Source organism: Pseudomonas sp. SW-3 (assembly GCF_016615645.1).
Lineage (GTDB): Bacteria > Pseudomonadota > Gammaproteobacteria > Pseudomonadales > Pseudomonadaceae > Aquipseudomonas > Aquipseudomonas mandelii.
Genome location: NZ_CP067098.1, coordinates 3,021,282 through 3,043,326, shown reverse-complemented (window position 1 = coordinate 3,043,326; position 22,045 = coordinate 3,021,282). Strand labels below are relative to the sequence as shown.

The window sequence follows — 22,045 nt, the reverse complement described above, 5'->3', positions numbered from 1 at the left end:
AGGAGCACCACCATGAAAACCGCCTCACTCGCCACCCGCCGTTGGTGGTACATCATGCCCATCGTCTTCATCACCTACAGCCTGGCGTATCTGGACCGCGCCAATTACGGCTTCGCTGCCGCCTCCGGGATGGCCGCCGACCTGATGATCACGCCCGGCCTGTCTTCAATGCTCGGCGCGCTGTTTTTCCTCGGTTACTTTTTCTTCCAGATACCGGGCGCGATCTATGCGCAGAAGCACAGCGTGAAGAAGCTGATTTTCCTCAGCCTGATCCTCTGGGGCGGGCTCGCGACGTTGACCGGGGTCGTCTCCAACGCCTATTGGCTGATTGTGATCCGTTTCATGCTCGGTGTGGTCGAAGCCGCGGTGATGCCAGCGATGCTGGTGTACTTGTGCCACTGGTTCACCCGCGCCGAACGCTCCCGGGCCAATACTTTCCTGATCCTCGGCAACCCGGTGACCATGCTGTGGATGTCAGTGGTGTCAGGTTATCTGGTGCAGCATTACAGCTGGCGCTGGATGTTCATCATTGAAGGTTTGCCGGCGGTATTCTGGGCGTTTATCTGGTGGCGTCTGGCCGATGACCGTCCGGCCCAGGCCAAGTGGCTGACCGACCAGGAGAAGCACGACCTGGAAAGCGCTCTCGCCGCCGAACAGGTCGGCATCAAAGCAGTGAAGAACTACGCCGAAGCCTTCCGTTCGCCGAAAGTGATCATCCTTGCGCTGCAGTTTTTCTGCTGGAGCATTGGTGTCTACGGTTTCGTGTTGTGGCTGCCGTCGATCCTCAAGGCCGGCGCGCAGATGGACATGATCGAAGCCGGCTGGCTCTCGGCGCTGCCGTACCTGGCCGCAGTGATCGGCATGCTGCTGGTGTCCTGGGGCTCGGACAAATTGCAGAAGCGCAAACGCTTCGTCTGGCCGCCGCTGCTGATCGCCTCGATTGCGTTCTACGGTTCCTATGCCTTGGGCGCCGAACATTTCTGGTGGTCCTACACCCTGCTGGTGATCGCCGGCGCCTGCATGTATGCGCCGTATGGGCCGTTTTTCGCCATCGTTCCGGAAATCCTCCCGGCCAACGTTGCCGGCGGGGCCATGGCGCTGATCAACAGCATGGGCGCGCTGGGGTCGTTTGGCGGTTCGTATCTGGTCGGCTACCTGAACAGCTCCACCGGCTCGCCCGGCGCTTCTTACTTGCTGATGAGCGGCGCGTTGATGCTCTCCGTGATTTTGACGATTTTCCTCAAGCCCGGCGCCAGTGACCGGGTCGTGGCCAAGGCCGATACGCAACGGCCAGTGCCGGCTCACCCTTGATTTGAAGTTGAGATGATGACGATGAAAAAGCAGGTCGTGCTGTACAAGAAACTCTCGCCGCTGTTGATGGCTCGCCTGCATGAGCACACCGACGTGACACTGATCGACAACCTCAACCCGGAGGGCATCGAACAACTGCGCGCCGCCCTGCCCCGCGCCCATGGCTTGCTTGGCGCAAGTCTGAAGCTGGACGGCGAACTGCTTGATCTGGCGCCCAATCTTGAAGCGATTGCCAGTGTCTCGGTGGGCGTCGACAACTATGACATCGACTACCTGACCGAGCGGCGCATTCTGCTCAGCAACACCCCGGACGTGCTGACGGAAACCACGGCGGACACGGGGTTCGCGCTGATTCTGGCGACGGCCCGGCGGGTGGTGGAACTGGCCAACATGGTCCGTGCCGGTCAGTGGAACCGCAACATCGGCCCGGTGCATTTCGGCACCGACGTGCACGGCAAGACCCTGGGCATCATCGGCATGGGGCGCATTGGTGAGGCGTTGGCCCAGCGCGGGCATTTTGGTTTTGGCATGCCGGTGATCTATCACAGCCATTCGTCAAAACCGGCGGTTGAGCAACGCTTTGATGCTCAGTACCGCAGCCTGACGGCGCTGTTGCAACAGGCCGATTTCATTTGCCTGACCTTGCCGTTGACGGCTGAAACCGAAGGGTTGATTGGCGCTGAAGAGTTCGCCTTGATGCGCCCGGAGAGTATTTTCATCAACATTTCCCGAGGAAAAGTCGTCGATGAGGCCGCGCTGATTGAGGCATTGCGCACCGGACAGATTCGCGCTGCGGGACTGGATGTGTTTGAGCGTGAGCCGCTGAATGTTGATTCGCCGTTGTTGACGTTGAACAACGTGGTGGCGACGCCGCATATGGGGTCGGCGACGCATGAGACTCGGGAAGCGATGGCTGGGTGCGCGGTGGATAATCTGCTGATGGCGTTGGCTGGAGAACGGCCGAAGAACCTGGTGAATGTCGGGGCGTGGTCCGAGCGTAAGGATTTCGGCGTCTGTTAGTCAGCCTTCGCGGGCAAGCCTAGCTCCTACGGGTTTCGCCGATCCTGTAGGAGCAAGGTTTGCCCGCGAAGAGGCCGGCACTCACACAACACTGTCAGGCCCGCCGCGCTTCGAGCAGGTCCGCAGCACACAATGCAATCCGCCGGCACGCATCCGCCAGTTTCACTTGATCCACCACCAACCCGATGCGGATATGCCCCGCCGCACTTGGCCCGAATGCCTCGCCGGCAAGCACCGACACGCCGTAACCCTCCAGCAGACGCTCGGCAAACCCTTGGGCGCACAACCCGGTCGGGCGCACATCGACCATCACGAACATCCCGCCATCCGGCCGGATCGGGCGGATCCCCGGGCAACCACTCAACCTCGCGCACACCAGATCGCGACGCAGGCGATATTCCTCTCGCATCAGCGCCACTTCCGGCAGGTCTTCATCCAGCGCCACTTGCGCGGCTTTCTGCACAAAATCGGGAATGCCGAACAGCATGCACAACGACAAATGCACCAGGTGCTCGGCCAACAGTTTCGGGCCGATTGACCAACCCACGCGCCAGCCGCTCATGGCGTGGGATTTGGACAGGCTGTTGATGGTCGCGGTGCGTTCGGCCATGCCCGGCAGGCTTGCCGGGCTGATGTGTTCGCCCTCGAACAACAGGTCGCTGTAGACCTCGTCGCTGATCAGCCACAGATCATGACGCACGCACAACACCGCCAGCGCTTGCCAGGTCTTCAATGACAGGCTTGCACCGGACGGATTGTTTGGACTGTTGAGCAACAGGACGCGGGTCTTCGGCGTAATCAGCGCCGCGACATCCGCCGGGTCAACGCGAAAGCCGTTCTCCGGCCGCACTGCCACCGGCACCACCTTGGCCGCACAAGCGCCGAACACGCCTTCATAGGTCACGTACATCGGTTCGGCGACGATCACCTCATCGCCGGGATCGAGCAGGCATTGCGCGACCGAATACACCGCACACTGCGCGCCCGGAAACACGATCACATGATCGGCGTCCACCGCCTGACCACTGCGCTGTCGATGGCGCCGCGCAATGCTGCTGCGCAATCCGCGACTGCCGCGCACCTCCGGGTAATGCGTGTCGCCGGCCCGCAAACTGTCGATGGCCGCCTGCACGATGGGCGCCGGCGTATCGAAATCAGGATCGCCGATCGACAACAGCAGTACGTCGACTCCTTGCTCGCGCATTTCCAGCGCTCGGTCATGAATCTGCCAGGCTGCCGCTCCGTCGCCGGCGATTCGTTGGGTCAAGGCTGAATAGCGCATGTGTTTCTCCTGTCGCGCGCGGACTCCCAGTCTCAACCCTATCTCAAATCACGAAACGCGCCACCATCGCATTCAAATCGACCGCCAGGCGCGACAGCTCATGCGTCGCGGCGCTGGTCTGATTGGCACCGGCGGCGGACTGGGTGGCGAGGTCGCGGATGTTCACCAGGTTGCGGTCGACTTCACGGGACACCTGGGCTTGCTCTTCCGACGCGCTGGCGATCACCAGGTTGCGTTCGTTGATCAAGTGGATTGACTGGGTGATCTGCTCCAGCGCCACACCAGCGGCGCGGGCCATCTCCAAGGTGCTCTGGGTGCGCTGATTGCTCTGCTGCATCGACGAGACGGCTTCGCCCGTGCCGTTCTGGATGCCGGCGACCATTTTTTCGATTTCCTGGGTCGATTGTGCCGTGCGATGGGCCAGGGCCCGGACTTCGTCTGCGACCACGGCAAAACCACGTCCGGCTTCACCGGCCCGGGCCGCTTCAATGGCTGCGTTGAGCGCCAGCAGGTTGGTCTGTTCGGCGATGGCGCGGATCACGTCCAGTACTTTGCCGATGTCGCGGCCCTGTGCGGCCAGGCCTTCGATCATCAACGAAGTGTTTTGCACGTCGTGGGTCATGGTCTGGATCGCGTCCACGGTTTCCACCACGCGGTCGCGACCTTCACGGGCGGCCTGGGTCGACTGGCTCGACGCTTCGGAGGTCGACACGGCGTTGCGCGCGACTTCTTCCACGGCAGCGGTCATTTCGTTGACCGCCGTGGCGGCTTGTTCGATTTCGTTGTTCTGTTGTTGCAGGCCGCGGGACGCTTCCTCGGTCACGGTGCTGAGTTCTTCTGCGGCGGCCCCCAGTTGCGTGGCGGAACCGGCGATCTGTTCGATGGTTTTGCGCAGGTTGGCCTGCATGACGGACAAGGCCCCGAGCAAGCGTGCCGGTTCGTCCTTGCCGTCGATTTCGATGGCTTTGCTCAGGTTGCCGCCGGCAATGGTTTCTGCGGCCTGGACTGCGCGATTGAGCGGCGTGACGATGCTGCGGGTCAGTAGCCAGGCCAGCAGCACGGTCAGGAGCGACGCGACCACCGACACCACGATGATGCCGTTCACGGCGGTGTTGTAGTTTTCTTGCGCAATCATCCCGGCCGCTTTTGCGCCCTGCTGGTTGTAAGCCACCAGTTTATTGAGCTGCTCGCCCATCAGGTCGGTGCCTTCCTTGATCCGCGTGTTGATCAAGGCGCGCATCTCATCCACCTTGTTCTGGCGCGACAGGTCCAGCATCTCGCGTTGCGCTTGCATGTATTTTTCCAGCGTCGCGCTGAATACCTTGTACAGCGCCTCTTCGTCCGGCTCCATCGGCAACTCGGCATAACTGGCCTGGGCCTTGCGCGCCTTGTCGATAAGCACCGCGATCCGCGCTTCAGCTTCCTGCAAACTGGCCGGCTCGCGGTTGACCAGAATCCGGAACGACAGGATGCGCATGCGCAGGATGTTTTCGGTGACATTGCCCAGGAAGCCGATGCTGGGCAGTTGGGTACTGCCCATGTCGATCGAGGCCTGGCGGATGATCGACATGCGATTCACCGCAAACACACCGAGCACGATGACGAGCAAGGCAATGAAAGCAAACCCCAGGAAGGCTCGAGGTGCGATATTCAGATTACGCAGGGACATAGGACGATACTCGGGTGATTGAGGCGGCGAGCGTCCTTGCGGTGATGGCTGAGTGGCGGGCGTGAGGCGCACAGGATCAGCGGGGCGCCACTGTTGTAATAGGTTTGTGTGCGCTTATTGGCTGTATCGGCTGGGGATGAGGTTTTTTGCGGGGATTGGAGAAAAATATTTTTGCTGGGCGACATCTGTTTCAACGCTGAAACACAGTGGTGGCCCTGATGAACATTTGTGGCGAGGGAGCTTGCTCCCGTCCGGCTGCGCAGCGGCCGTAGATTTTGGGGCCGCTTCGCAGCCCAGCGGGAGCAAGCTCCCTCGCCACAGGATTCCTGTGTGCAGACAATTTGGGTCAGGGCTTGCGGTTGGCGATCCGCCAAACCCGTGCGATATCACTGGCGCGATCACGCAACAACCGTGGTGCCTCGGCACAGGCCTGTTCCAGCGTCATCGGCCCACTGGCCAAGGCAAACGCGGCATCGATGCCATGTTCATACAGGTCCTGATAACCCTCGCCCAACGTCCCGGCGATCACAATCACTGGCACGCCCTGCTCCCGGGCAATGCGTGCGACGCCGAATGGGGTTTTGCCGCGCAAGGTCTGGGCGTCAAAACGGCCTTCGCCGGTGATGACCAGATCAGCGCCCTTCACCGCCTCGGCCAGCCCGACCAGTTCGGCCACCACTTCAACCCCGGCCTTGAATTGCGCCTCCAGAAACGCCTTGGCCGCGAACCCCAAGCCCCCTGCCGCGCCGCTGCCCGGTTCGTGCTGGACGTCCTTGCCCAACGCCTGGGCGCACAGCTCGGCGAAGTGCCCCAGGGCAGCGTCCAATTGCAGGACTTGCTCGGGCGACGCACCTTTCTGCGGACCAAAAATCGCGGAAGCGCCGTGCGGACCGCACAGGGGGTTGTTGACGTCGGCGGCGATGTCGAAACGCACGTCGGTCAGGCGCGGATCAATTGCACTCAGGTCGATGCAAGCCAGTTGCGCCAGGGCCAATCCACCTGGGGCCAGAGCCTGCCCTTGCACGTCCAGCAACTTCACGCCCAGCGCCTGCATCGCTCCGGCACCGCCATCATTGGTGGCGCTGCCGCCAATGGCCAGGATCACCCGTTGCGCCCCGGCATCCAGCGCCGCACGAATCAGTTCTCCGGTGCCGAAGGTGCTGCTGATGCACGCATCGCGCTGCCCCGGCGGCACCAGTTGCAGACCGCTGGCTTCGGCCATTTCGATGATTGCGGTGTGGGTTTGCGGCAACCAGCCCCACGCGGCATCGACGGTGATGCCGAGCGGACCGCGAACTTGGGTCCTGCGCAATTCGCCTTCGCACGCCGCCAGAATCGACTCGACCGTGCCTTCGCCGCCGTCGGCCATCGGGCATTTGACCAGTTGCGCATCCGGCCAGACCTGCGCCAGACCGAGGGCAATGGCGTCGGCCACACCCTGGGCACTCAGGCTGTCCTTGAACGAATCGGGGGCGATCACGATTTTCATGCGAATTCTCCAGTTCCAATGCGTTCCATGCTGCCAGCAGCCCCGCACAATAACGCCGGTCCGCTGCACAAGCGGGGGTGGCGTTTGTTGTTCATTTCTACAAAACGCCTGTTTTCAGATCCAGCATCTGTGCGGCTGCTGGTCCGCCATCGCGAGCAGGCTCGCTCCCACATTGGTCCTGCGGTGTTCACAAAACCCCTGCTCGCGATGGCGTCCTTGAGATCGCTACGGGACATCCGTTTGTGGCAAAAGCTGCACGCCGAGGTAGAGCGCGAGCATGCCGTCCAGTTTCAGCGGATCAACCCCGCTCAACTCGGCAATCCGCTCCATCCGATAGCGCAAGCTGTTGCGATGAATCCCCAGCGCATCCGCGCAGGCCTGACTCTGCCCGTCGTGCTCGCACCAACTGCGCAAGGTCGCCAGCAATTGGCCGTTGCCGTCCTTGGCGATGACTTTGCGCAGTGGCTTGAGCAATTCATCCAGCGCGTCATCGTTGCGATGCCGCCACAGCATCACCGGCAACCGATATCGGTTGAGCGTCAGCAAACGCGAACGCGGCAGCACATCGCGCCCATAGGCCAGTAAGTCGCCAACCCGTCGATAACAACGACGCAGCCCGGACAACCCATCCGCCTGCCCCCCCACGGCAATGCGCACAATGTTCCAGCCCAGGCCATCGAGTTTTTCCAGCAGCCGTTTATTCTCGATCGCCTGACTCGCCGGCCGACACCACAGCAACGAAGACTTGGCCGAACTCACGCACCAGCTGTCCGGGTAACGCGAAGTCAGCCAGGCACTGAGCGCCTCCACCGTCTGCCCGGGACCGTGCTCCATGCCCAACTCGAACAGATAAGGCACCCGCGTCATTTGCGGTTTCAGGCCCAATTGCTGCGCTTCATCCAGCAAGCGCGGCGAATCCCCGGCCTCGCTCAACAGCAATGCCAGCAGATCATCGCAACGCTGACGCCGCCATTGCTGCTCGGCCTGCTGATTGCGCTGGCCTACCAACATTTCGGCGGTCATCCGCACCAGCTCGGCATAGGTGCGCAGTTGCTCCGGCTCGCCGGTAATGCCCAGCACACCGATCAAGCGCTGATCGAGCAGCAACGGCAAGTTGATCCCCGGCTGCACGCCTTTGAGGTGAATCGCCGTCTGCGCATCGATCTCCACCACGCGCCCATTGGCCAACACCAATTGCGCGCCTTCATGGCGGGTGTTGATGCGCTCCGGCTCGCCGCTGCCGAGAATCAATCCCTGGCTGTCCATCACGTTGACGTTGTACGGCAGGATGGCCATCGCCCGGTCGACGATGTCCTGGGCCAGGTCGTGATCGAGTTCGAACATATCGGGATCCTTTAAAGCGTGATGGGACAGGTTGTTCACCCGCACAGGGCTGGGTCGCAAACCCTGTGCTCAGGCACAAAGACAGCCACCCCGAGGGTGGCCGAGACTCTCTGGGCGATCAACGTTACCCTGCGCATCGCAAAAAATCATAATAAAGAGAGAGCCCGCCATGTCACAGAGCGCCGCCGCTACCCAGGCCATCGTTGACGACAAAAACGCCGTCTACAAACGCATTACCCTGCGTTTGATCCCCTTCATCTTCATCTGCTACCTGTTCAACTACCTCGACCGGGTCAACGTTGGATTCGCCAAACTGCAGATGCTCGACGCGCTGAAATTCAGCGAAACCGTGTACGGCCTCGGGGCCGGGATCTTCTTCATCGGCTACGTGCTGTGCGGCGTACCGAGCAACCTGGCCCTGACCAAATTCGGCCCACGGCGCTGGATCGCGCTGATGATGATCGTCTGGGGCACGCTGTCGACCTGCCTGCTGTTCGTCACTACCCCGACCGAGTTCTACACCTTGCGCCTGTTCACCGGCGCAGCCGAAGCCGGGTTCTTCCCGGGCGTGGTGCTGTATCTTTCGCAGTGGTTCCCGACCTTCCGCCGTGGCCGCATCATGGCGCTGTTCATGTCGGCGATCCCGGTGTCCGGCCTGCTCGGCAGCCCGTTCTCTGGCTGGATTCTTAACCATTTCGCGGCGGGCCAAGGCGGTTTGGCGGGCTGGCAGTGGATGTTCCTGTTGCAAGGCATCCCGACCGTAATCCTCGGCGCCCTCGCCTATTTCCTGCTGAGCGACAGTTACGCCAATGCCAAGTGGCTCACACCGTTCGAGCGTTCGGTGCTGGAAGCCGACCACGCCATCGATCTGGCCAACAAACCGAAAACCGCCACTGACTCGCTGCTGGCCGTGTTCAAGAACCCGGCGATCTGGGCCTTCGGTTTGATTTACTTCTGCATCCAGAGCGGCGTCTACGCGATCAACTTCTGGCTGCCATCGATCATCAAAAACCTGGGCTTCAGCGATAACCTGGTGATTGGTTGGTTGAGCGCGATTCCGTATCTGCTGGCGGCGCTGTTCATGTTGATGGTTGGGCGTTCGGCAGACCTGCGCAAAGAACGACGCTGGCATTTGGTGGTGCCGATGCTGATGGGCGCGGTGGGCTTGCTGATTGCCGTGAACTTCGCCACAACACCGGCCATCGCGATTCTCGGTTTGACCATCGCCACCATGGGCGCCCTCACCGGTTTGCCAATGTTCTGGCCAGTACCGACAGCGATGTTGAGCGCGGGCGCGGCGGCGGGTGGTCTGGCGCTGATCAACTCCATGGGACAGATGGCGGGTTTCCTGAGCCCGTACCTGGTGGGCTGGGTCAAGGACAGCACCGGCTCGACCGATGCGGCGCTTTATCTGCTGGCGGGCGTGATCGTGTGCGGGAGCTTGTTGGCGCTGCGCATGACGCGCACGTTGCGGGTGTAAGGCGTTACAGATGATCGTTCCCACGCTCCGCGTGGGAATGCAGCCCGGGACGCTCCGCGTCCCTTCCGATCAACAAAAAAAGGCCCTTTCGGGCCGTTTCTTATTTCTCGTGTGCACACAGCTCTTATGTGGCCAGACACACTTTTGTGAACACTCAAGCTTTTGTGGCGAGGGAGCTTGCTCCCGCTGGGCTGCGAAGCAGCCCCAAAAGCTGCAACCGCGACCTTTCAGGTACACCGCAGATACCGGATTTACGACTGCTGCGCAGCCGAGCGGGAGCAAGCTCCCTCGCCACGAGTATGTGCCTCTTCGAAATTGGCTTTAGCCCTGCGGGCCAACGTTATCCAGCAGCCGATTCGCCGTGATCTCCGCCGTCATAATGCTGTTGGAAATACCCAACAGCGCATAACGCGATTCACCCGCCAGATGATCCACCAACTGATGAACCATCACATCGACCGACGCCAGCGTCTCGACCAGATACACCGCAAGGGTTTCAGTCGTGGCTTCGGGGTCTACGGAAAACAGGGTGCTGCGGGTTCGCGGGGTGGCCTTGATGTCGGCATTGGATGGGAAGTGAAAGTCGAGCGCTCGTTCGGCGGCATCGTTGAGTTTTTTGGAATCGGTGGATTCGTAGGGGGAAACGTCGTCCGCTTCGGGTGGGTTTGGTGTTGGTTTGAACATAGATGAAACTCCTAATTGAAATTAAGGAGCCCTCACCCTCGCTACCAAACGAAAGGTGGTGGCCATACGCGGGTTGGTAGACCGGCAATTAGGACCCGGCGCCCCCGAAGGAGCCCTGCGCATGGCCACCATAAAAACAGAGACCTGAAGAGGCCTGTAAACGGTGGCTATATGCGCCTAATTGCCGGGCTACCAAACCCGATCACTGATATTCAGCGACGGGACAAACGATAAAACCCAGGCCCAAGACGCACAAGCCGGCGGATTCTGGCGCAGTCGTAGGCAACGGCGCAAGGTTGTGTAGTCCGAGAGAGTGTCTGGAGATGTCTGTTAAACATCTCCGTTTATTACTTACTCATCACGGCTGTTGCAACAGCCCTGACTAACCCGCTTGCACCTGATAGGAAACCTTGCCATCCAACAGTTCTTGCACCGGACTGCTGTCGCCGCCCGTTTGAGCGCTCCCCCAAGTCACCACGCGGCCGTCCGAGGTCAGCGCCGTGAACGCGGTACTATTGGCGTAAATGGCTCGTACATCGGTCAACCGGCTTTCCACCGCAGATGTATCGCCCCCCAAGCTTTTATTCCCCCAGGCCACAACGCTGCCATCCTTGCACAGGGCTGCAAAGGCTGCCGACGAGCCAACCACCTGAACAATGTCGCGCCGTTGTGCAATATCGGCAGGTATTTCGCCACCAGCTGAGCCATCTCCCCAGGCGACAACCTGACCGTTAGTGCAAAGAGCAGCAAATGCGGAAAAGGTGCAGCAAACTACTTCAATATCAGTCCGGGCCTCTATTTCTGGGTTGCCGATGGTGCCACCCCCCATTTGGTGCCCCCAGGCCACAACCTGGCCGGTGGAACGCGTTGCAGCAAAGGCGAACTGATTGGCGCAGCACAGTTCGTTGACATCGGTCAGTGAGGCGATGGGTGCCGGCAGGGTTCCCCCGGTACTCCGGCCCCAGGCGACGAGACTGCCCTTTGCGCGCAATGCGGCAAAAGCATATTGGGTGCCGAGGAAGGTTTTGAAGTCGGAAAGCATCGCGATCTCGGGCGGCAGCGTTCCACCGGTGTCAGGTTTGCCCCAAGCCACCAAATGCCCGGTTTCCCGTCGTGCGACAAATACACCGTCGCTGCCCACGCACTGCACAATGTCCCTCAGCGCGCCGATGGACTCGGGCACTTCGCTACCCTGCCCCCAGGCCACCACTTGCCCGGTGTTTTTTATACCGGCGAACGCGCTTTTGCCACCGCTGACCTCAACAAAACCCGAAGAACTGACACCGCCCATATTCCCGCCAGCGCCCGCGTCGCCCCAAACCGCCACCGTTCCATCGGCTCGAAGGGCGGCAAAAGCGCTGGAAGTGGCGCTGACAGCAGCGATGTCATTCGGGGGCGCAGTGTCCGCAGGGATCGCTGCACCCAAATCCGGATGCCCCCAGCCGACGAGGCCCCCGTCATCAGTACGCGCGACGAAGGCGCCCCAACTGCCAATAATGTTCGCCGAATTCAGGATGACCTGATCGTCGCCGACGCGAACATGCAGTGCCTGTTGCTGGGTATCGCGCCAGGTGTGGGCCGTTGTCCAGTCGTTGTCAGTCGCGTACTTCCACTGCGCAACGACTGGCTCCCCGGTAAGGGCATCAAAGGCGCGCAGTAGACGTGACGTACCGGACAGCCCAAACAGGTGGGGATTTGAGCGCGCGCCCATGACTTTCAGGCGACCTGAGCCTATCACGGCTTTTTCGGATGCTTCTGACGTTGAAGTGGTGCGGTCGGATTGAACAGACATGATGATGACTCCTGTCGAGGGTATGAGTGACGGAGTCAATTAAGGCGTAAGACGATGGTATTGGCTACTGTCAGAAATAACAGGTAACCGGAGGTGGCTGACAAGCGGTAGGCGTGCTTATACGGGGTTAGCAGACCAGGACTCTAGAACCCGGCGCACCGAAGTGCCCCATGCAAAGCCGCCATAAAATGAAGAGCGAACGTTGTACGTCTAAAGATGACCCGGGCTACCAAACCCGATCGCTGATATTCAGCGACGGGACAAACGATAAAACCCAGGCCCAAGGCGCATAAGCCGGCGGATTCTGGCGCAGTCGTAGGCAACGGCGCAAGGTTGTGTAGCCTGAGAGAGTGTCTGGAGATGTCTGTTAAACATTCCTGCTTAATCCTCACTCAGGGCTAATCAATAAATGTCCGCCGGATAAAATAAATACGTCCCCATTTCCTCAATTTTATTTATGGCAACAGGTGTTTGGGGGAACGGAAATAGATGAGCCTCCTTTTCTCTAGCAAATAGATCCGCCCCCTTAAACAGCACTTAAACAGCACCCGCAAACATCTTTTGGGCTACAACGAAAAAGAAAACGTATCTATAAAACTATTTCCACGGATAATTAGCTCGATTCGCTTAATCCCGGCAAACGTAAAAGTGCTCTGTGCAACCGAATCAATAGGCTCTACAGTTTCTTCGTACAAAATCTCACCTCCTACCCCATAGATAACGGCAGTAAATTGCGCCCAGTGCCAAAAGCTGACTTGAGAAACTGGCGCTTTGAGTTCCAGTCTGACTCTTGCATTAACACCGTCTATACATTGCCCCTCCAACTTCCCGGGCACTGGATGGGCGATTGGGGCAATGACTACATAGCCGCCTTGCAAAACGCTTAGAAAAAGTGCAGGCGTTTCTAAAGGAGTTCCATTTACAGGAACGTCTCCAGTTGGCAGGCTTTGAAAGTTCTCAAAGCTAACAAATGGTTTAATTTCAAATGTTCGTGCAGCTGACGTTTGTTCACTTCCGTACAACGCCTTCGCCGTAAAACTGTGCGGCCCCAAGGCCAGGCCGGTGTCGGTCAAGGTCCAGATTCCCGTCGTCGCATCGGCGGTGGGTTGGCCCTTCGGTGTTGTACCGTCGAGTACCTGGACTTTCTGACCTTTGCTGGCCGTGCCGGTCAGCGTCACGCTGGTCTCGAACGATGTACCGCTATTGGGAATTTCGACCCCGCTTGGCGAGCCTTTGACCGAATCAATGGTCGGTTTATCCTCCACCGCCACGGTAAACGTGAACGGTGGAGCGGACTCTTCGCCCTCGCCATACAGCGCCAGTGCCTTGAGGCTGTAAGCCTTGACGGTCAATGCACTTACCACCTGAGTCCAGACACCCGAACCATTGGCGGTAGGTTCCCCCAGTGAAGTGGTGCCATCGAGCAAGCGGACTTTCTGGTTGGGGCTGGCCTTGCCAGTGACGGTTACTGATCGGTCAAAGGTGATGCCACCCTGGGCGACCGGGCCTTTGGAATCGGTGACCGAGTCAATGGCCGGTTTGAGCGCCGCCGCCACGGTAAACGTGAACGGTGGAGCGGACTCTTCGCCTTCGCCATACAGCGCCAGTGCCTTGAGGCTATAAGCCTTGACGGTCAATGCACTTACCACCTGAGTCCAGATGCCGCTGCCATTGGCGGTAGGTTCCCCCAGTGAAGTAGTGCCATCGAGCAAGCGCACTTTCTGATTGGGACTGGCCTTGCCAGTGACGGTTACTGATCGGTCAAAGGTGATGCCACCCTGGGCGACCGGGCCTTTGGAGTCGGTGACCGAGTCAATGGCCGGTGTGACCGCCACCGCCACGGTAAACGTGAATGGTGGAGCGGACTCTTCGCCTTCGCCATACAGCGCCAGCGCCTTGAGGCTGTAAGCCTTGACGGTCAATGCACTTACCACCTGAGTCCAGACACCCGAACCATTGGCGGTAGGTTCCCCCAGTGACGTGGTGCCATCAAGCAAGCGGACTTTCTGATTGGGACTGGCCTTGCCAGTGACGGTTACTGATCGGTCAAAGGTGATGCCACCCTGGGCGACCGGGCCTTTGGAGTCGGTGACCGAGTCAATGGCCGGTGTGACCGCCACCGCCACGGTAAACGTGAATGGTGGAGCGGACTCTTCGCCTTCGCCATACAGCGCCAGTGCCTTGAGGCTGTAAGCCTTGACGGTCAATGCACTTACCACCTGAGTCCATATGCCGCTGCCATTGGCGGTAGGTTCCCCCAGTGAAGTAGTGCCATCGAGCAAGCGCACTTTCTGATTGGGACTGGCCTTGCCAGTGACGGTTACTGATCGGTCAAAGGTGATGCCACCCTGGGCGACCGGGCCTTTGGAATCGGTGACCGAGTCAATGGCCGGTGTGACCGCCACCGCCACGGTAAACGTGAATGGTGGAGCGGACTCTTCGCCTTCGCCATACAGCGCCAGTGCCTTGAGGCTGTAAGCCTTGACGGTCAATGCACTTACCACCTGAGTCCATATGCCGCTGCCATTGGCGGTAGGTTCCCCCAGTGAAGTAGTGCCATCGAGCAAGCGCACTTTCTGATTGGGACTGGCCTTGCCAGTGACGGTTACTGATCGGTCAAAGGTGATGCCACCCTGGGCGACCGGGCCTTTGGAATCGGTGACCGAGTCAATGGCCGGTGTGACCGCTACCGCCACGGTCAAGGTTCGTGGCGCGGAGCTCTGACCCGAACCGTACAACGCCTTCGCGGTAAAGCTATGGGCCCCCGCACTCAACCCGGACACCAGCAAGGTCCAGCCCCCCGTGCCCGGATCCGCCGTCGGCTGACCTTTGGAGACCGTACCGTCGAGCACATCGACTTTCTGACCCTTGCTGGCTGTACCGGTCAGCGTGATGCTGGTATCAACCGTGCTCCCGCCTTCTGCGATCTCATCCCCATTGGAATCGGTCACACGGGTGATCGCAGGTTTCACATCCTCCACAGTCTTGATCGTATAAGTACGCACCTGAAACGGCAGCGCATTGTTTTCATCGGTCCCTTTGTCCAGTGCGGCCTTGAACACCAGCTCTAGTGTTTTTCCATCGCCCAGCCCCTGAAGGTAAGCCAACGGAATGGGGGCGTCGTAATAACCGCGGTTCAGCCAGTCCTGATGTACGGCATTTCTCGGGTAGGCCAGCAGTGTTGTCTCGTGAGCACTGCCACTCGCACTCTGGCTGCGAAGGTGTAGCCAGACTGGCTGGTGGAGGGCAATCAGTGGCCATGCCTTGCACCGCACCGTGGCAGTGGTCAGGCCGCTGATATTGAACTCCGTCCCGGCACCCTCGTTGTCAGCTTCGAGGATCAATGGTTTGTCGAGCACGTTTTCCGGCAGTGGCAGCACCGATAACGTCAGGGTGTCCGAGGGCATGGGGCTGCTGCCGCGAGTTACCTTGTAGTTCACCGTTACCGCTTTGCCGAGGCTGAAGGCAACCACCTTAGGCTCCAACGGTATCTCCTGCGGCCCGAGCGTGGTCACAGGCCACGGTGCGGTGGTATGCGAACCCTCGGGCAGCGTGCCGTCGGCACCGGTCCAGATTGCAGTGATCTGGTCGCCGACCAGCATTCCGTCGTAGTTGACGACGGCGGTCAGATGGGTCTGGGCATTCAACGGATCAAGGCGGGTGCCGCCGTCCGCTTCTTTCACGGCCGGGGGTAACAGTTGGCCAATCGCCTGGCCAACCCCAAATTCCAGCACATTCGAATAACTCGTCTCGCTCGTCGCCGCCCGCCAGATCCGGTAACTCACCGTCACCTTCTTGCCGCGGTTCGGCTCGATGTGTTCGGCGACAAACGTGGCGTTGAGGGTGAAATTCACATCCTTGTCTTTGGACAGCCCGTTGAGGGTGACGGAGTCTTCCGTGGTACCCGTGACTTCACCCGTCCAGGTGTAGGTCACGATGTCACCGGATTGGGTCGGTTTGACGGTCGGCCTTGGCGCGGTCAGTTTGCCGATGCCGCCGGGCAGGTCCCCGGGCTCCAGCGCTCCGTCCTGTTCACCCTGCACGATCGGTTTGACCAACTCGAACTGCGGCTCGCCCACCTGTAGCGGCGCCGCATGCAGCGATTCGCGGCGGATGACTTCACCGTTCGGGCCTTCGCGGAGCAGGTAGTACGACAGCTCCAGCGTGCCGCCTTCCAGGGTTTTCAGGTGCCTGCCGTCCACCGCGATGAAGAAATCTTGCTGGGCTTCGATCTCTTCCCAGGTTGGAAAATACCAATCCAGCTCAGGGGTGTAGCTGCCGGTATCCGGGCGGGTGCCGGCCCAGATGAGGTCGATGGCCATGCCCTGCTGCATGATCGGATCGAACGGAATCCGCACGCGGGGGTGAGGCAGGTCCGGATCAATCGCGCCGTTTTGTTCATCTTCGGCCTTGGGCGCGGCCAGGTGTTTCGGTTCGCCGATGAAGGTGACAAATTGCCCCTTGGACGGCAGGGGGTCGGTCACGCCCGGGCGCTCTACGCGATAGGAAAAGGTCACCTGGGTTTTGGCCAGTTGGCGCACGTCGGCGTTGGACAGGATGACTTTGTAAGTATGCGGCAGGTTGTCGACCGTCTGGGCCGGCGCGATGACTTCCACGGCCTCGTTGTCCACGGTGGTGCCGCGCATCTTCAGGATGATGCGGTCGTCCTGCTCGAACGCCGGCGCTTTGGCCCAGACCTCGCCCGTGATGTCATCTTCGCCCAGCGCATCGAGGTCGAGAACGTTGTTCACGGCCTCCTGGACGACCGGTGCGTCCAGAAAATCGACGCCGGTCATGACCACCAGCCGCGTGGCCTTGCACCAGTCTTCCGAAAAATTGTGCACCACATCGCGCACGCGGAAGGTGACCGCCAGCCCGGAGATGTCGGTGTCGCCCGCGGCCAGGATGGTGGCTTCGTCGACGTGGATCACGATCGGGTGAGTGGCCGGGTCGCTGATCTGCTCGGCAGTCAGCGGCGCGGATTCCACGAGCACACCGCCCCAGCTCAGCACCATGACATCGCCCACCGCCGCATCCGGATAAGGCACGCCGGTCCCGGACTCGGCCCGAACGATGATGTCCACCCCGGCCGCGGCGATCTCCTTGTCGACGATGTTCTCGACGATGGCCGGATCGATGAACAGGTACAGGTTCGAGTGGCTGCCTTCTTCCGGGTTAAGGTCCTGGCCCGCAGGAATCTCCAGCTTGGCGTAGAGCTTGAGCGCCGGCGTAAACGTCTCGGCGCCCTGATTGAAACGGGTCACCCGGTACGCCAGCGTGTGCGCCCCGGTCAGCCAATGCCTGGGCTCGACCCACAAGGTCACTCGCTGACCGACTTCGGCGTCGTCGGTGATGATGTGCTGATTGACCACCTGGCCGTTGAACTGCAGCTCGACCTTGTCGCCTTTGCCCATGCTTGACCAGGCCGGGACGTAGACCTTGAGCCCGCTGATGGGGAAGTTGTCCAGGGCGGCGGCACGGTTGATTGCCCAGACGTCAGTGGAAGAGTCCAGTAGACGGGCACCGGGGATTTCTGGTTCACGCAGCAGCCTGGAAACGGGGTGACGGACGGGTTGCACGAGCATGGGGAGACTCCTGTCGAGGGGGGCTGGGCGACGGAGTTATTTAAGGTGTGAGTCACGGCGATTGGCTACTGTCATAAATGACAGGTGGAGGTGCTTTCCCGACAAGTGGTACATCCCGTATGGGAGCGACGCGTCGCTTCGATCTCAAGCATGTGCTTGCGAATCAACAAAATATGACGGTAAAAGCGCCGGATCTTTAAAGGATTTTTACCCATGAGCTCGATTCTCGACCTGGAGATCTTCGTTCGCACCGCCGACTCCGGCAGCATCTCCGCCGCCGCCCGTACTTTGGAACTCACCCCTGCCGCTGCCAGCATCGCCCTCAAACGCCTGGAAACCCGCCTCGGCATCCGCCTGTTCGCGCGCTCCACGCGCAGCATGCGCCTGACCGAGGAAGGCCGGCGTTATCTGGAAAGCGTGCGTCTGGCCTTGGCCGCCCTGGCGGAAGGTGAACAGGCCCTCAAGCCTCAAACCCAAGGCTTGAGCGGCGTGTTGCAACTGGCCGCGCCGTCGGACTTCGGGCGTAATGTGTTGTTGCCGTGGCTGGATGACTTCAAGCGCCAGCACCCGAATATCCAGCTGCAACTGCTGCTCAATGACCGCCACTCAGACCTCTTTCGCGAAACCGTCGACGTCGCGTTGCGTTTCGGCGTGCCCAGCGATTCGACGCTGGTGGCGTTGCCGATTCTGCCGGGGCATCGTCGTGTGGCCTGCGCCAGTCCCGATTACCTCGCCCGCCACGGCACGCCGAAAACGCCGGCGGACCTCGGCGAGCACAGCGCCCTGCTCTACCTGCGTAACGGCCGGCCTTATAACTGTTGGCGTTTCAGTCGGCAGCATGAAGTGTTGGAGGTTGAGGTGCGCGGAGACTACCTCACCGACGACGGCGAAGTCGCCCGTCGCTGGGCGTTGGCCGGGCATGGCATTGCTTATAAAGCCTGGCTGGATGTCGCCGCCGATGTGCAGGCCGGGCGGCTGGTGACGCTGTTTGATGACTGGCAAGGCGAAAGCGTGCCGTTCAATTTGCTGTGCCCGCATCGGGTGCAGGTCTCGGAGCGGGTCAAGGTGTTGCAAGCGTTTCTGCAAGAACGTTGTCATGCACTTTGCGTATAAATTCACTTTTCGACGCGCAGGCGTTCTGGTATTTGATTGAAGCTTTCCCACGGTAAAAGGATTTCCTCATGAGTTATCGCACGCTGGGTCATTCGGGTTTACAGGTGTCGACCCTGACCTTGGGCACCATGATGTTCGGCGAACAGACCAGTACCGAAGATTCCCTGCGGATCATCGACAAGGCTTGGGACCAGGGCATCAATTTCATCGACACTGCGGACGTCTACACCGGCGGCCGTTCCGAAGAGATCGTCGGCGAAGCGATTGCCGGCAACCGTCACGAATGGGTGCTGGCGACCAAGGTCGGTTTTGGCCCGGTGGACGGTGTGCCGAACCGCAGCGGGTTGAGCCGCAAGCATATTTTCAATGGCCTTGATGCCAGCCTGACGCGTTTGGGCACTGACTACCTCGACATCTATTACCTGCACCGCGAAGACCACAACACGCCGCTGGAAGTGACCGTGTCGGCGATTGGCGATCTGATTCGCCAGGGCAAGATCCGGTACTGGGGTCTGTCGAACTACCGTGGCTGGCGGATTGCCGAGGTGATCCGGGTGGCGGACCAGTTGGGTGTTGATCGGCCGGTGATCAGTCAGCCGCTGTACAACATCGTCAACCGTCAGGCCGAGACCGAGCAGATCACTGCCGCGCAAAACTATGGTTTGGGCGTGGTGCCTTACAGTCCGCTTGCGCGCGGAGTGCTCAGCGGCAAATATGCGCCGGACGTGAAACCGGACGCCAACAGCCGCGCCGGTCGCGCTGACAAACGCATTCTGGAAACCGAATGGCGAGTGGAGTCGTTGCGTATTGCCCAGCAGATTCATCGGTACACGCAGGAACGTGGCGTGGGCATTGTCGAGTTCGCCATTGCCTGGGTGTTGAACAACAGCGCCGTGACATCGGCGATTGTCGGACCGCGCACCGAGGAGCAATGGGATGCTTACACCAAGGCGCAGGCGGTGAAGATCACGGCTGAAGACGAGGCGTTCATTGATTCGCTGGTCACGCCGGGGCATTCGTCGACGCCAGGGTTCAATGATGTGAGTCATTTTGTTTCAGGGCGTAAACCGCGTACCGCCTGATATTTTTCGCGAGCAGGCTCGCTCCCACAGTGGACCGCATTTCAAGGTGGGAGCGGCTTGCAGTGAAAATAGTCCACGGATGACCGCGATCCTGTGGGAGCGAGCCTGCTCGCGATGAGGCCCTCACACCCGACACACCTCGCACTGCAATGGTGCAAAACCCCGTAAACCACGCCCATTACCGTGACTTGCCAGTCCCGTTTTGACCCGTGCCGAAAAATAAACCTGCCCTTCGTCGGTGCGTTTCCCCCTACAAGCGTTGTGCCTTTACCCTCTCCCCACCGATTGTCGAACAATTTCGCCACTTGACCTGCCCCGCTCTAGGATCTGGCCTAGACTCATTTTCGCGAGGTAAAACCGGTCAGTCATCTGGTGGTAAAAAACTCGAAACTTTCGGTCCTGCCCAAGGGTCAGGTTAAAGGTAGGGCCTCAGCGACTGGTGCATTCCTTGCAACGGCCCCTTCACCCTTTCTGCATTAGCGCATGGGGCAGCATTTGCTCACCGATGCGAAGCGCGTTTGCGCCCGGCCACAGGATTTGGCCACGAACACCGTTGGTGCCAGACCTAGAATTAGATCAACAACACGGGAGATTCATATGATTAGTGCGGCTTTAGATATTCAGGGAGAGCGTGCTCATCAGCAGGTCGGCGAATCAAGCGCCGTGAATGCTCCGAGCGCCAAATCGATCAGCGTACCAGGCACCAAAACGCTGTCACCGGCTGCCAGTCAGAATCCGAACAGAAAGAAGGTATTGTTCGTCACCTCCGAGATCGCCGATCTGGTCAAGACCGGCGGCCTGGGTGACGTTTCCGCAGCGCTGCCTCGGGCCATGTCTCATCTGCACGATGTGCGGGTGCTGATCCCCGGTTACCCGCAAGTGCTGCACAGTGAAAACCCGATCCATATCATCGGTGAACTGGGTGGGCACGCCGCACTGCCACCCTGCAAGATCGGACGCATGGACATGCCGGACGGTCTGGTCATTTACGTGTTGATCTGCCCCGAACTCTACGAGCGCGAAGGTTCGCCTTACGGCGCCAACAACGGCCGCGATTGGCCGGACAACCACATTCGTTTCGCCCGCCTGGGCCTGGCCGCCGCCGATATCGCCGCCAATCTGGCACAAATCCACTGGTGCCCGGATCTGGTGCATGCCCATGACTGGCCAGCCGGCCTGGCGCCAGCGTACATGCACTGGCGTGGACAGCGCACCCCGACGCTCTTCACCATTCACAACCTGGCCTATCAAGGCGTCACCAGCCTGGGCTCGTGCCCTGAACTCGGTATTCCCAACCATGCCTTGCAACAGGAAGGCATGGAGTTCTACGGCAAGATGTCGTTCCTCAAGGCCGGCATGGCCTATTCGAGCCACATCACCACCGTCAGCGCCACTTACGCCCAGGAAATCACCACGCCGGCCTTCGGCTGCGGTCTCGACGGCTTTCTCGCCGCCAAGACCCAGCAAGGCCTGCTCAGCGGTATTCCCAATGGCATCGATGAAAGCTGGGACGCCGCCACCGACCCGCACCTGTTCTGCCCGTTCGGCATCGGCGACTGGGACGGCAAAGCAGTCAACGCCGCCCATGTCCGCGACCTGTTCGGCCTGGAAGACTCCGAAGGCCCGCTGTTCGCCGTGGTCTCGCGCCTGGTCTATCAGAAAGGTCTGGACCTGACCGAAGCGGTCTCCGAATACATCGTCAACAACGGGGGCCAGATCGCGATCATCGGTCGTGGCGAGCCCGAAGAAGAACAAGCCATGCGGGAACTCGCCCTGCGCTTCCCCGGGCAAATCGGCGTGCGCATCGGCTTCAATGAAACCGACGCCCGTCGCATGTTCGCCGGCAGTGATTTCCTGTTGATGCCGTCGCGTTACGAGCCATGCGGCTTGAGCCAGATGTACGCCCAGCGCTTCGGCTCGCTGCCGGTGGCCCGCAATACCGGCGGTCTGGCCGACACCATCGAAAACGGCGTGACCGGTTTCCTGTTCGACGAATCCACGGTGGAGAGCTATCAAGAAGCCCTGAGCCGCGCGTTCAAGGTCTTCGCCTTCCCCGGCCTGCTCAGCGCCATGCGGTGCCGCGCCATGGCCGCGCCGTTCAACTGGTGCAAGGCGGTTGAACCCTACGCCGAACTCTACGAACGACTGGTCGCCAAAGCCCTGGGTAAATCGGGCAAACAGTAAAAAGAGGTTT

General features: G+C 60.3%; 13 protein-coding genes. 6 read left to right on the top strand and 7 right to left on the bottom strand.

What is annotated here, in order from left to right; all coding sequences use genetic code 11:
- Positions 1–12 precede the first annotated feature (12 nt).
- Both JIO00_RS13630 and JIO00_RS13625 read left to right on the top strand, forming a co-directional pair.
- The gene (locus JIO00_RS13630; protein WP_200668471.1) at positions 13–1,311 is read left to right on the top strand and encodes an MFS transporter; all 1,299 of its coding nucleotides are present in this window, start codon (positions 13–15) and stop codon (positions 1,309–1,311) included.
- A 21-nt stretch (positions 1,312–1,332) separates the two neighbouring features.
- Positions 1,333–2,331, top strand: coding sequence for an NAD(P)-dependent oxidoreductase (locus JIO00_RS13625; protein ID WP_200668470.1), 999 nt, complete (start codon positions 1,333–1,335; stop codon positions 2,329–2,331).
- Positions 2,332–2,425: 94 nt separating this feature from the next.
- Here the strand turns inward: JIO00_RS13625 and JIO00_RS13620 are convergent, their stop codons facing one another.
- The 4 genes from JIO00_RS13620 to JIO00_RS13605 form a co-directional block, all read right to left on the bottom strand.
- Complete coding sequence (locus JIO00_RS13620; RefSeq protein ID WP_077750477.1) at positions 2,426–3,613, bottom strand: pyridoxal phosphate-dependent aminotransferase; 1,188 nt, start codon at positions 3,611–3,613, stop codon at positions 2,426–2,428.
- 43 nt (positions 3,614–3,656) lie between these two features.
- On the bottom strand, positions 3,657–5,282 hold the full coding sequence (locus tag JIO00_RS13615) for a methyl-accepting chemotaxis protein (protein WP_200668469.1): 1,626 nt from the start codon (positions 5,280–5,282) through the stop codon (positions 3,657–3,659).
- 346 nt (positions 5,283–5,628) lie between these two features.
- Complete coding sequence (locus tag JIO00_RS13610) at positions 5,629–6,771, bottom strand: glycerate kinase (protein WP_200668468.1); 1,143 nt, start codon at positions 6,769–6,771, stop codon at positions 5,629–5,631.
- Positions 6,772–6,996: 225 nt separating this feature from the next.
- Entirely contained in the window at positions 6,997–8,115 is a 1,119-nt protein-coding gene (locus tag JIO00_RS13605) for a sugar diacid recognition domain-containing protein (protein ID WP_200668466.1), read from the bottom strand.
- Positions 8,116–8,284: 169 nt separating this feature from the next.
- Between JIO00_RS13605 and JIO00_RS13600 the strand changes: the two genes are divergently transcribed.
- On the top strand, positions 8,285–9,595 hold the full coding sequence (locus tag JIO00_RS13600; protein WP_010459966.1) for an MFS transporter: 1,311 nt from the start codon (positions 8,285–8,287) through the stop codon (positions 9,593–9,595).
- 321 nt (positions 9,596–9,916) lie between these two features.
- Here the strand turns inward: JIO00_RS13600 and JIO00_RS13595 are convergent, their stop codons facing one another.
- The 3 genes from JIO00_RS13595 to JIO00_RS13585 form a co-directional block, all read right to left on the bottom strand.
- Positions 9,917–10,279, bottom strand: a complete 363-nt coding sequence (locus JIO00_RS13595; protein ID WP_010459965.1) for a DUF6124 family protein — start codon at positions 10,277–10,279, stop codon at positions 9,917–9,919.
- 382 nt (positions 10,280–10,661) lie between these two features.
- Positions 10,662–12,071 (bottom strand): hypothetical protein, encoded by a 1,410-nt coding sequence (locus JIO00_RS13590; protein WP_200668464.1) that lies wholly within the window; start codon positions 12,069–12,071, stop codon positions 10,662–10,664.
- A 566-nt stretch (positions 12,072–12,637) separates the two neighbouring features.
- Positions 12,638–17,656 (bottom strand): Ig-like domain-containing protein, encoded by a 5,019-nt coding sequence (locus tag JIO00_RS13585; RefSeq protein WP_200668462.1) that lies wholly within the window; start codon positions 17,654–17,656, stop codon positions 12,638–12,640.
- A gap of 213 nt (positions 17,657–17,869) precedes the next feature.
- On the opposite strand from JIO00_RS13585, the gene JIO00_RS13580 reads away from it, so the two are divergent.
- From JIO00_RS13580 to glgA, 3 genes are all read left to right on the top strand, one after another.
- On the top strand, positions 17,870–18,769 hold the full coding sequence (locus JIO00_RS13580) for a LysR family transcriptional regulator (RefSeq protein ID WP_077749957.1): 900 nt from the start codon (positions 17,870–17,872) through the stop codon (positions 18,767–18,769).
- Between the two features lie 68 nt (positions 18,770–18,837).
- A complete protein-coding gene (locus JIO00_RS13575) occupies positions 18,838–19,851 on the top strand; it encodes an aldo/keto reductase (RefSeq protein WP_154504547.1) in 1,014 nt (337 codons plus the stop codon).
- Between the two features lie 597 nt (positions 19,852–20,448).
- A complete protein-coding gene (glgA, locus tag JIO00_RS13570; protein WP_010459959.1) occupies positions 20,449–22,035 on the top strand; it encodes a glycogen synthase GlgA in 1,587 nt (528 codons plus the stop codon).
- Positions 22,036–22,045 lie beyond the last annotated feature (10 nt).

Excerpts from the sequence above, each read along its gene's own strand:
- JIO00_RS13610 (WP_200668468.1), bottom strand. The coding sequence starts at position 6,771 with ATGAAAATCGTGATCGCCCCCGATTCGTTCAAGGACAGCCTGAGTGCC.
- JIO00_RS13590 (WP_200668464.1), bottom strand. The coding sequence starts at position 12,071 with ATGTCTGTTCAATCCGACCGCACCACTTCAACGTCAGAAGCATCCGAA.
- JIO00_RS13585 (WP_200668462.1), bottom strand. The coding sequence starts at position 17,656 with ATGCTCGTGCAACCCGTCCGTCACCCCGTTTCCAGGCTGCTGCGTGAA.
- glgA (WP_010459959.1), top strand. The coding sequence starts at position 20,449 with ATGATTAGTGCGGCTTTAGATATTCAGGGAGAGCGTGCTCATCAGCAG.
- JIO00_RS13580 (WP_077749957.1), top strand. The coding sequence starts at position 17,870 with ATGAGCTCGATTCTCGACCTGGAGATCTTCGTTCGCACCGCCGACTCC.
- JIO00_RS13630 (WP_200668471.1), top strand. The coding sequence starts at position 13 with ATGAAAACCGCCTCACTCGCCACCCGCCGTTGGTGGTACATCATGCCC.
- JIO00_RS13620 (WP_077750477.1), bottom strand. The coding sequence starts at position 3,613 with ATGCGCTATTCAGCCTTGACCCAACGAATCGCCGGCGACGGAGCGGCA.
- JIO00_RS13605 (WP_200668466.1), bottom strand. The coding sequence starts at position 8,115 with ATGTTCGAACTCGATCACGACCTGGCCCAGGACATCGTCGACCGGGCG.
- JIO00_RS13615 (WP_200668469.1), bottom strand. The coding sequence starts at position 5,282 with ATGTCCCTGCGTAATCTGAATATCGCACCTCGAGCCTTCCTGGGGTTT.
- JIO00_RS13625 (WP_200668470.1), top strand. The coding sequence starts at position 1,333 with ATGAAAAAGCAGGTCGTGCTGTACAAGAAACTCTCGCCGCTGTTGATG.
- JIO00_RS13600 (WP_010459966.1), top strand. The coding sequence starts at position 8,285 with ATGTCACAGAGCGCCGCCGCTACCCAGGCCATCGTTGACGACAAAAAC.
- JIO00_RS13595 (WP_010459965.1), bottom strand. The coding sequence starts at position 10,279 with ATGTTCAAACCAACACCAAACCCACCCGAAGCGGACGACGTTTCCCCC.
- JIO00_RS13575 (WP_154504547.1), top strand. The coding sequence starts at position 18,838 with ATGAGTTATCGCACGCTGGGTCATTCGGGTTTACAGGTGTCGACCCTG.